Annotated in this window: 8 protein-coding genes, 4 tRNA genes and 1 pseudogene; all 13 read left to right on the top strand. The window is 38.4% G+C overall.

All coding sequences use genetic code 11. The annotated features are described in order from the left end of the window. Positions 1–125 precede the first annotated feature (125 nt). Positions 126–199 (top strand) — tRNA-Thr (locus ACKI2P_RS06755). A 199-nt stretch (positions 200–398) separates the two neighbouring features. Then, a tRNA-Tyr gene (locus ACKI2P_RS06750) sits at positions 399–472 on the top strand. 131 nt (positions 473–603) lie between these two features. Beyond that, positions 604–675 (top strand) — tRNA-Asp (locus ACKI2P_RS06745). Between the two features lie 32 nt (positions 676–707). After that, positions 708–781 (top strand) — tRNA-Lys (locus ACKI2P_RS06740). A 44-nt stretch (positions 782–825) separates the two neighbouring features. Continuing rightward, positions 826–1,059: a DNA-directed RNA polymerase subunit H gene (locus ACKI2P_RS06735; protein WP_407376202.1), complete on the top strand. Its 234-nt coding sequence runs from the start codon at positions 826–828 to the stop codon at positions 1,057–1,059. 240 nt (positions 1,060–1,299) lie between these two features. Next, the gene (locus ACKI2P_RS06730; RefSeq protein ID WP_407376200.1) at positions 1,300–2,844 is read left to right on the top strand and encodes a DNA-directed RNA polymerase subunit B''; all 1,545 of its coding nucleotides are present in this window, start codon (positions 1,300–1,302) and stop codon (positions 2,842–2,844) included. Positions 2,845–2,853: 9 nt separating this feature from the next. Then, positions 2,854–3,864: pseudogene (locus tag ACKI2P_RS06725) on the top strand (carboxypeptidase-like regulatory domain-containing protein); the annotation flags it as partial. After that, on the top strand, positions 3,865–5,709 hold the full coding sequence (gene rpoB / locus ACKI2P_RS06720) for a DNA-directed RNA polymerase subunit B (RefSeq protein WP_407376205.1): 1,845 nt from the start codon (positions 3,865–3,867) through the stop codon (positions 5,707–5,709). A gap of 21 nt (positions 5,710–5,730) precedes the next feature. Further along, positions 5,731–8,502: a DNA-directed RNA polymerase subunit A' gene (locus ACKI2P_RS06715; protein ID WP_407376199.1), complete on the top strand. Its 2,772-nt coding sequence runs from the start codon at positions 5,731–5,733 to the stop codon at positions 8,500–8,502. A gap of 8 nt (positions 8,503–8,510) precedes the next feature. After that, positions 8,511–9,764, top strand: coding sequence for a DNA-directed RNA polymerase subunit A'' (gene rpoA2 / locus ACKI2P_RS06710; RefSeq protein WP_407376197.1), 1,254 nt, complete (start codon positions 8,511–8,513; stop codon positions 9,762–9,764). Between the two features lie 8 nt (positions 9,765–9,772). Then, positions 9,773–10,072, top strand: coding sequence for a 50S ribosomal protein L30e (locus tag ACKI2P_RS06705; RefSeq protein WP_407376195.1), 300 nt, complete (start codon positions 9,773–9,775; stop codon positions 10,070–10,072). Between the two features lie 6 nt (positions 10,073–10,078). Further along, entirely contained in the window at positions 10,079–10,510 is a 432-nt protein-coding gene (locus tag ACKI2P_RS06700) for a NusA-like transcription termination signal-binding factor (protein WP_292744083.1), read from the top strand. 182 nt (positions 10,511–10,692) lie between these two features. Continuing rightward, positions 10,693–10,836 (top strand): hypothetical protein, encoded by a 144-nt coding sequence (locus tag ACKI2P_RS06695; RefSeq protein ID WP_407376193.1) that lies wholly within the window; start codon positions 10,693–10,695, stop codon positions 10,834–10,836. Positions 10,837–10,927: the final 91 nt, after the last annotated feature.

The raw sequence follows: 10,927 nt of genomic DNA, 5'->3' as shown, positions 1-10,927 counted from the left end.
AAAATATATTCAATAGTAAACTATTTAAATGATATTTTACTAATTACTATTGTTGAATATTTTTATGGAATATTTCCATATCGGACATTCCATTTGAATATTGATTCTATTTTTGATTTTTCATTGCCTCGGTGGCTCAGTCTGGTAGAGCGCGAGACTTGTAATCTCGTGGTCGCGGGTTCAATTCCCGTCCGGGGCTTTATATAATTTGATTGTGTAATTTGAGTCAGTTATATGATTTTACTAATCAGTTATATGATTTACCAAAACATTTATATATTATGGTAATATAAAATAAGTATGTTGTATAAATATTGTTGGGACCATAGGGTAGCTTGGTCGATCCTTTGGGCTTTGGGAGCCTGAGACTCCGGTTCAAATCCGGGCGGACCCATTTTCCCGCCTTAGCTCAATTTGGCAGAGCGTTGGACTGTAGATCCAAATGTTGCTGGTTCAAGTCCGGCAGGCGGGATTTCAATTTATTTATTTGTCATCATATTTTATTTTTTATAAAATGTGGGGTTTTACCCAAACATTTATATATGATGAAAATTATAGTAATTGATAGTGTATTATTTACACGTACTATATATTGTATGAGTTGCCCTGGTGGTGTAGGGGCTATCATGTGGGCCTGTCGAGCCCGCGACTCGGGTTCAAATCCCGGCCAGGGCGCGTCATGTTCGTGTATAGTATATTTGTCTTATAGGCCTGTAGCTCAGTCTGGCAGAGCGCTTGGCTTTTAACCAAGCGGCCGCGGGTTCAATTCCCGTCAGGCCTGTTTCTAATTTTATATTTTAAACTTTTCTATCTGGAGGAAAAAATTTGAAAATTGATATTCAAAACCATAAGCTTGTACCCAAGCATGAAATCATGACCGAAGATGAAATTTCACAAGAATTTGGCGATGTTGATTATGATTTTAAAGACCTTCCAAAAATAAGGGCTAATGATCCTGTTGTGGAAGAGATTGGGGCTAAATCAGGTGATGTTTTAAGAATTACTCGTGAAAGTCAAACTGCAGGAGAATTCATTACTTATAGAATTGTCGAAGGATAATTTTAGTTTTTATATAATTTTAGAGAGTGAAATTTAATATAGTATAATTTCTGTATTTTTTTGTTTTTAGAAATTCATTATAATAAATTTGAACTTAGTTTGAGAGGAATTATCTTAAAAGATAGTTAGGAGTAAATTAAGAATAATGATTAAATGAATTAGTTAGGTTCATATCCCTAATATAGTGTTATTTTTGTTTATTTATTATTTTTATTGCGTACGTAATGCTGGAGGATGTCCATGACAGAGAATAACTGGAAATTAGTTGATGCATTTTTTGATAAGTATGATTTGGTTGATCATCACATCAAGTCATACAACGATTTTGTAAACAATAGGATTCAGAATATCATCGATATTACCGAACCTATATCATTAGATGACGGAAAATACACTTTAAAAACTGGTAAAGTTCGTATTGAAAAACCATCTAATAAGGAAGCAGATGGATCCAGTAGTGAAATCGATCCAACTGAAGCAAGACTTAGAAACTTAAACTATTCTGCTGACATGTACCTGGAAATGGCATTGAATGAAGAAGGAGAAGACAATCCTTTGGAAGAAGTATACATCGGTGAATTGCCGGTCATGCTTAAATCAGACATTTGCCATCTCTGCGGTCTTAGTGCAGAAGAATTAATTGAAAAACATGAAGACCCTCAAGATTTAGGAGGTTATTTCATTGTAAACGGTTCCGAAAGGGCTGTAGTTACCATGGAAGAGATTGCTCCAAACAAAATCATTCTTGAACGTTTAGGTACTGTTGAAGAAAGGCACGCTAAAGCTGTTGTAACTTCAATCAAAAGTGGTTTTAGAGCAAGAATTACTTTGGAATACAAAAAACCTCGTAAAAACGGTGTGTTCTTAAGAATTTCATTCCCATATCTTCCTGGAGAAATTCCACTTGTTATCTTATTAAGAGCACTTGGTTTGGCTACAGATCAGGAAATTATTCAGGCCATTTCCGATGATAACAACTTCCAAATGATGATTGCGGATGATATTCAGGTTTCACTTGAAGCATTGAAACTTGACCAAAACGAAATGGACGGTATGACTCTTGAAGAAAGAAGGGAGTACATGCAAAATGCCGCTATCAAATACATCGGTAACAGGGTAGCTAAAAACATGCCTAAAGATTATCGTATAAAACGTGCAACCGATGTCATTAACCGTTATTTATTACCTCATATGGGTACTGAGCAAGAAAGATGCTATGATAAAGCTATTTATCTTGCTGAAATGACCGAAATGTTACTTGAAGTTATTGAAGAAAAAAGAGAACCTCACGATAAGGACCACTATACCAACAAAAGGCTCAGAGTTTCTGGTGACTTGATGGAAGACCTGTTTAGAGTAGCTTTCACCAACTTGACAAGAGATATGAGCTATCAGCTTGAAAGAAGTCTTTCCCGTGGTAAGGAACTTTCAATCAAACAGGCTGTCCGTAGTGATGTTTTAACTGAAAACATCAAGCACGCTATCGCAACCGGTAACTGGGTAGGTGGAAGAGCCGGTGTAAGTCAGCTGCTTGACAGGACAAGTTACATGGGTACCCTTTCTCACTTGAGACGTGTAGTGTCTCCATTGACAAGAAGCCAACCTCACTTTGAAGCAAGAGATTTGCACCCAACACAGTTCGGTAAAATATGTCCTAACGAAACTCCGGAAGGGCCTAACTGTGGTCTGGTTAAAAACTTGGCTTTGATGTGTAATATTTCTGAAGGCTCAGACGAAAAAGAGATTATTAAAGTTATTGAAACTATGGATGTTGATTTGATTTAAGGAGGTGAGATGTTGGCAAAAATAAGTTTAGAAGAAGCTCTTGAGTTTTTCGGGTTTGATGAAACTGCTAATTATAAAGATATTAAAGACAAAAGAGATGAGCTTTTAAAAGGTAATCCTGAAGAACAAGAGTTAAATGATATTAATAGTAATTTTGATGTAATTAAAGAATATTTCCAATCAAAAGAAGAGTCTGCATCTGATGATGAACCTGCTGGTGATCATCCGGAAGGCACTGATGGAACCGAAATAAAAAAGGTTACAGAAGGACCGGGCGATATAACCAAAACAGGAGATGTCTCAATTTCCATCATTGATGAAAACAGCGATAATGTAGCAAAAGCGGATGTAATCCTGTCAAATGATAACGATAAATTTGAAAGGACTACTGGAAAAGCTGGAGGATGCAACTTCAAAGGCACTCCATTCGGCGAGTATGATGTTGCCGTTACTGCTGAAGGTTACAATGAGTTTTCCGGCAAAATCACAGTTGATGATGATGAAATAGAAAAGGAATTAACCATCATGTCTGTAGGTGGAGATGTTGAACATGCTGTGAATGTTGAATTTTCAGTTGACGATGAAAAAACAGGTTCCGATGTTTCAGGTGCAAGTATCCTTGTTTACAATGATAATGAGGTAGAGTTCTCTGCTGTGACAGATGAAACTGGTGTTTGCACAATTGTAAATGTCGCAGAAGGTGATTATGAAGTGATTGTTACCGCAGAAAATTATGAAGACTATTCAGGTAAAATCACCGTAGATAAAGATGACGATACCTTCAATTTCGTTCTCAATCCTATTGCTGTTGATGTAAAAATTTCAGTAATGGGTGACGATGGCTCTGTAATTTCAGGAGCAAGTGTGGATCTGTCAGATGAATCTGCAATCACAGATGCTTCCGGTGATTGTGTCTTTAAAAATGTTTCATTCGGTGAATATTCCCTTGAAGTTGTAGCAGACGGATTCCTTAATCATTCAAATGAGATTACCATTAATGAAGATGTAACCGAATTAAATATTACTCTTGAATCTGATTCCCCTAAAGGTCCTAAAACCAAAATCTATATCAACGGTGAACTTTTAGGTTACTGTAACAATCCTGAAGAATTCACTCAGGAAATGAGAGAAAAAAGAAGGGCTGGAATCGTTGACCATGAAATGAACATTACTTACTACAAGGACAACAATGAGATTTACATATTCAACGACCCTGGTAGGGCAAGAAGACCTTTAATTATCGTTAAAGATGGTGCACCTCTCCTTAAAGAAGAACATTTAAACAAAGTGGCTAACGGAAAATTGAAATGGGATGACCTCATAAACAACGGTCTTATAGAATATCTGGACGCCGAAGAAGAGGAAAACTCCTACATTGCAATGACTTTGGCTGACCTTGAAGACCCTGAAGTCGATGAACACACTCACCTTGAAATCGACCCTGCTACAATGCTTGGAATCTGTGCAGGTATTATTCCGTTCTCAGACCACAACTCATCTCCAAGGAACACCATGGAAGCGGGTATGACAAAACAGGCTTTAGGTTTATATGTCTCAAACTATGCATTACGTACCGATACCAGAGCTCACCTATTGCATCATCCTCAAACTCCAATCGTTAAAACACGTATTATTGATTCAACTAATTACGACTTAAGACCATCCGGTCAGAACTTTGTTGTTGCACTGATGTCCTACGAAGGATATAACATGGAGGACGCAATGGTCATCAACAAGGGTTCACTTGAAAGGGGTCTTGCAAGATCCTCATTCTTCAGGGCATATGACACTTCAGAGAAAAGGTATGCCGGTGGTCAGGTTGATAAATTTGAAGTTCCGGACAAAAACATCAAAGGATACCGTTCAGAAGAGGCTTACAGAAACCTTGATGAAGACGGTGTCGTAAATCCTGAATCCATCGTAAAATCAGGTGATGTATTGATTGGAAAAACATCCCCTCCAAGATTCCTTGAAGAGGATTTCGGATCTGTTGCTGACAGAAGAAGGGAAACTTCCGTTACCGTAAGACATGGTGAAAAAGGTATCGTTGATGCGGTTCTTTTATCCGAAACCGTTGAAGGTTCAAGACTTGCCAAAATCAGAGTAAGGGATACAAGACAGCCTGAATTCGGTGATAAATTCGCATCAAGACACGGTCAGAAAGGGGTTGTCGGTTTAATCCTGTCCCCAGAAGATGTTCCGTTCACAGAATTCGGTGTCGTTCCGGACCTTATAGTCAATCCTCACGCTATTCCTTCCAGGATGTCCATCGGTCAGGTACTGGAAATGGTTGCAGGTAAGGCAGGTTGTCTTGAAGGTGAACGTGTTGACGCAACTCCGTTCAACCAGGCACTTGAAGACGAACTTAAACAGCAACTTATCGGTCACGGTTTTGAATCCGCTGGTTGTGAATCTTTATACAGCGGTGTAACCGGTGAGAGAATCGACGCTGAGATATTTGTAGGTGTAGCATATTATCAGAAATTACACCACATGACAACAGATAAGGTTTACGCCCGTTCAAGAGGTCCTGTCCAAGTTCTCACACGTCAACCTACTGAAGGTAGGGCACGTGAAGGTGGTTTAAGATTTGGAGAAATGGAAAGGGATTGTCTTATTGCACACGGTGCAGCTTTAACCTTAAAAGAAAGACTTCTTGATGAATCCGACAAATATGAAGCTATTGTTTGTGATAACTGCGGTATGCTTGCAGTATATGACAAGAACAGAAATCAGAAATACTGTCCGATTTGTGGAGATGTCGAAACTTATCCTGTTGAAATTTCATACGCATTTAAATTATTATTAGACGAACTTAAGAGTTTATGTATTTTCCCTAAATTAGTTTTAGGAGACAAAGCATAATTGATTTGAAGGAGCCAACACATGACACATTATATTAAAAAGATTCAACAAATAAACTTTGGTTTAATGTCTCCTGAGGATATTCGTAAGATGTCTGTAGTTACAGTTGAATATCCTGACACTTATGGGGATGACGGTTTTCCTATTGAAAAAGGTTTGATGGATCCTCGTTTAGGTATTATCGATCCTAGTTTAGTATGTAGGACCTGTGGATTTAAAGGTGGGGACTGTCAAGGTCACTTTGGTAGCATTGAGCTTGCAAGACCTGTAATCCATGTAGGATTTGGTGACGTTATTCATAAAATCTTACGTTCCACCTGTAATGAGTGCGGACGTGTTCTTTTAAACGATGAGCAAATCGAACACTACACAGAAAAAATCCACGAAGCGATGGGCAACAAGGAAAGCATCAATTCAATCCTGAAGGAAGTCTACAAAGACGCAAAACGTGAATTGAAAAACATGCCTGAAGACGATGAGGAAATCGATTTGAAACATTGCTGCCCTCACTGTGGCGCTCCACAGGAAGCAATAATTCTCGATAAACCTGTTACAATCCGTCAAGGAGACTATAAGTTAACCCCTTCTGAAGTAAGGGAAAGACTTGAAAGGATTTCCGATGATGATGCATACGTTTTAGGAGTAAATGCAGAAGTTGCAAGACCTGAATGGCTTGTTTTAACCGTACTTCCTGTTCCTCCGGTAACCGTAAGGCCATCAATCACTTTGGATACCGGTGAAAGGTCAGAAGACGACCTCACACACAAACTTGTGGATATTTTAAGAATCAACCAACGTCTTCTTGAAAACATGGAAGCAGGAGCTCCACAACTGATCGTTGAAGACCTGTGGGAGCTATTGCAATATCACGTTACAACTTACTTTGACAATGAAGCATCAGGTGTTCCTCCTGCAAGACACAGGTCAGGAAGACCTCTTAAAACCCTGACTCAAAGGTTAAAAGGAAAAGAAGGACGTTTCCGTTCCAACCTTTCAGGTAAACGTGTAAACTTCTCAGCACGTACTGTAATTTCACCTGACCCTAACATCAGTATCAACGAGGTCGGTGTACCTGACATGATTGCAAAAGAGGTTACAGTACCTGTTCACGTAAACGAGTGGAACATCGACGAGATGAGAACTTATATCGAAAACGGTCCTGATGTTCACCCTGGTGCAAATTATGTTATAAACGGCAATTCCAAAAGGAAAGTCAACGATGATACCAAAGAGTTTATCCTTGAACAACTGGAACCTGGTTTCATCATCGAAAGACACCTCAAGGACGGGGACATGGTTTTATTCAACCGTCAGCCTTCCCTTCACAGAATGAGTATGATGGCTCACGAAGTAAGGGTATTGCCTTACAAAACTTTCAGACTTAATTTATGTGTTTGTCCTCCATACAATGCGGATTTCGATGGGGACGAAATGAACATGCACGTTTTCCAGACTGACGAATCCCGTGCGGAAGCGAAATCACTGATGCGTGTTCAGGAACACATTTTATCTCCAAGGTTCGGTGGACCGATTATCGGTGCTATTCACGACCACATTTCAGGAGCTTACCTTTTAACCCGTGACGGAGTGGAATTCACAGAGGAAGAGGCTTTACAAATCATCCGTAAATCTCACTTACCTATTCCGCCATTCAAATCCAACCAATGGGTTTTAAAATACGATCCTGAATTTGGAGATGAATCATTTATCTTTAAGGATAAAGGTGACAATTGGACAGGTAAAGAACTGTTCTCTTTACTTTTACCTAATGACTTAAACTTATCTTACAGTGCTGAGATTTCCAAATGTCCTGTAGTGTTCCCTGCAGAGGATGCCCGTGTAGTTATCCAGAACGGTATCCTGAAGCAAGGTGTAATTGACGAATCCGCTTACGGTTCATTTTCAGGTAAAATTTTGGATAAAATCGTTAAGGAATACGGTGCTTCAAGAGCTAAAGAGTTCCTGGACCGTTCCACTGACCTCGCTATCTGCGGAATCATGAAAACCGGTATTACAACCAGTTTAAATGATGAAATGATTCCTGCTGAAGCTCAGGAACGTATTAACGAGCACTTGAATAAAAAGATGGAAGAAGTAGACTTGCTTGTTCAATCTTATGAAGAAGGATATCTCCAAGCTTTGCCTGGTAGAAGTCTCCAGGAGACTTTAGAGATGAAAATCATGCAGGTTTTAGGGGAAGCTAGGGATATGTCCGGTAGTATTGCAGAAAATTACCTTACTATGGGTAAACAATCCGATGACGATACTTATGAGCATGTAATGGCCGTTGAAAACCACTCTGTAGTAATGGCTCGTACCGGTGCAAGGGCATCCATGTTGAACCTTACTCAGATTACTGCTTGTGTAGGACAGCAGGCAGTTAGGGGTGGACGTATCGAAAGGGGTTACCTCGGAAGAACCTTGCCTCACTTCAAGAAAGGTGAGTTAGGGGCTAAGGCTAAAGGATTTGTTCACTCAAGTTACAAATCAGGTTTGGATCCTATTGAATTCTTCTTCCACGCAATGGGTGGAAGAGAAGGTCTTGTAGATACTGCGATTCGTACAGCACAATCCGGTTACATGCAAAGAAGACTTGTAAACGCGCTTCAGGACTTGCAGGTAAAACCATCCGGTCTTGTAACAGACAACCAAGGAAATGTTATTCAGACAATGTTTGGTGAAGATGGTGTTGACCCTGCAAAATCTGACTTTGGAAAACCTGCAGACTTAGATAAACTTATTGATGAGATTAGAATCAAATCTAATAATCAAGCTAAAACTCCAGCTAAGTAGGTGTAACTATGGAAGATGTTATTATTAAAGTAAACGATGTTATAGCTCAACTTAACGAAGAAGAAAACCTTGATATAGCTTTTCCACCTAGTTATATCCGGGATTTAGCTGAGCATTATGAAAAAAGAGATTTAAATGATGATGAACTAAAAGAGCTTATCCGTAAGCTCAAAGATGCCTATGAACGAGCTCATGTTGAAGCTGGGGAGGCTGTTGGTACAGTAGCTGCACAATCTGTTGGTGAACCTGGTACACAGATGACCATGCGTACTTTTCACTATGCAGGGGTAACTGAGTTAAACGTAACATTAGGTCTTCCAAGACTTATTGAGATCGTTGACGCTAGAAAAGAGATTGCTACTCCTACCATGGATATCTATTTCGATAAGGAAAGACGTGACGATGAGGAATTCGTCAGAACTTTAGCCAACAAGATTGGTAAAAGTACTGTCAACGATATCATCGACGATTTCAACCTTAACTATGGTAGTATGGAAGTAGAGGCTACACTCGACAATAAAAAGATTGATGAGAAAAGACTTGACAGGGAAGAAATTGACAGCATCATTAACAAAACATTCAAGAAAGCCAAAATCGACAATGACCACATTGTTATTTCTTCCGCCAAAAATGAAAAGTCCGACTCAAGATTTGAAATACGTGAACTTCGTCTATTGGCCGACAAGGTTCGTGACTTGCAAATCAGTGGTATAAAAGGTATAGGAAAAGTTATTATCCGTCGTGATAATGTGGATAGGGATCTTTTAATCAAAGAGGCTGAGGAAGAAAATACCGAAGTCGACTTCGAACAAAAAGAATGGATTATCCACACTGAAGGTTCCAACCTTAAGGAAATTCTCGACATGGACGGTATCGATTCCGTAAGGACCACCACCAACAACATTCACGAAATCGGCGAAGTTTTAGGTATTGAAGCGGCTCGTCAATCAATTATTAACGAAGCTCAAAATACTCTTTCCGAGCAAGGTCTTAGTGTCGATGTAAGACATATCATGTTGGTTGCTGATATCATGACTTCAGAGGGAGTTGTAAAATCTATTGGAAGACATGGTATTAGTGGTGAAAAATCAAGTGTATTAGCTCGTGCAGCTTTTGAAGAAACTGGTAAACATTTACTCAACGCAAGTATTCGTGGTGAAGTGGATGATTTAACAGGTATCATCGAAAATATTATTATTGGACAACCAATACCTCTTGGTACCGGTTCAGTCGGTGTCAAAATGGATTATAAAACTGAATAGGAGGCTAGATGATGGACGTAGATAGAGGAATCAGGGTAGCTGTTGATACAGGCGATGTAATTTTAGGCTCTGAAAAATCAATTCAATCTTTAAAATTAGGAAAAGGCCAACTCGTAGTCGTTGCTGCCAACGCTCCTAAAGAGATTCTTGAAGATGTTGAATATTACTCAAATCTTTCTGAAATCCAATCTTACGTATATGAAGGAACCAGTGTAGATTTGGGTTCTGTTTGTGGTAAACCATTTACTGTTGCTACATTAATCATTAACGATCCAGGAGATTCTACAATATTAGACGATTTGAGGTAGATTTAAGTGTCTATTAAATTTAGTGCAAATGAAATTAGATACATAGCTCTTTTCGAAAATATGACTGGAGCAATGGTTAAGGATTGCATTATCGATGATGAACATGGAAAAGTTACTTTCGTAGTTAAGAATGGTGACATGGGACTTGCAATCGGTAAGAAAGGAAGTTCCGTATCTAAAGTTCAAAGGGCAGTAGATAAAGGTGTTGAGATTATCGAACTTGACGATGATCCGATACAGTTTATTAAAAATGTTTTATCCCCTGCAAAGTTACAGACTGTTAAAATAAGTCAAAAACAGTCAGGCGAAAAAATAGCTACTGTTACAGCAGACAATACCAATAAGCGTATTGCTATCGGTAAAAACGGTATCAACATTGAAAGAGCTAAACTATTAGCAAACAGACAACACAATATTGACAATATTATTTTAAAATAGCTTTCGAGCTATTTTATAATTCTTATTTTCATTTGTTTTTTTTTAAATTTCTATTTTTTTTTAATTTTTTTTTATAGCTTGTTTTTGAATTTTCCTCATTATGACAGTTTAAAAATTTATATATTTTTTTCAATAAAATTATTAGTATAATATAATTTAACCTGTACTCAAACAGGCTGATTATGATAATCGCTTCATTGTTTGCAGTATCTGCCCTGCTGGCCCTTGTTATTTCCAAACTGACTCATGAACATATTGAAAGCAGGGATGTCATTGATTTATCAAAAATATTGCAAGAATACCATGACCTCTTAGGTCATGGATGAATTGCACAAAAAATTACTTATCAAATGCTCTCTGAAGAACTTTAAATACCAATGAAATCTAAACTAATAAATGACAAAGTTAATCAAAACT

This window comes from Methanobrevibacter sp., assembly GCF_045541095.1.
Classification (GTDB): domain Archaea; phylum Methanobacteriota; class Methanobacteria; order Methanobacteriales; family Methanobacteriaceae; genus Methanocatella.
Note: the sequence above shows the minus strand (reverse complement) of the source record. Positions and strands in the feature narration are given on the sequence as shown.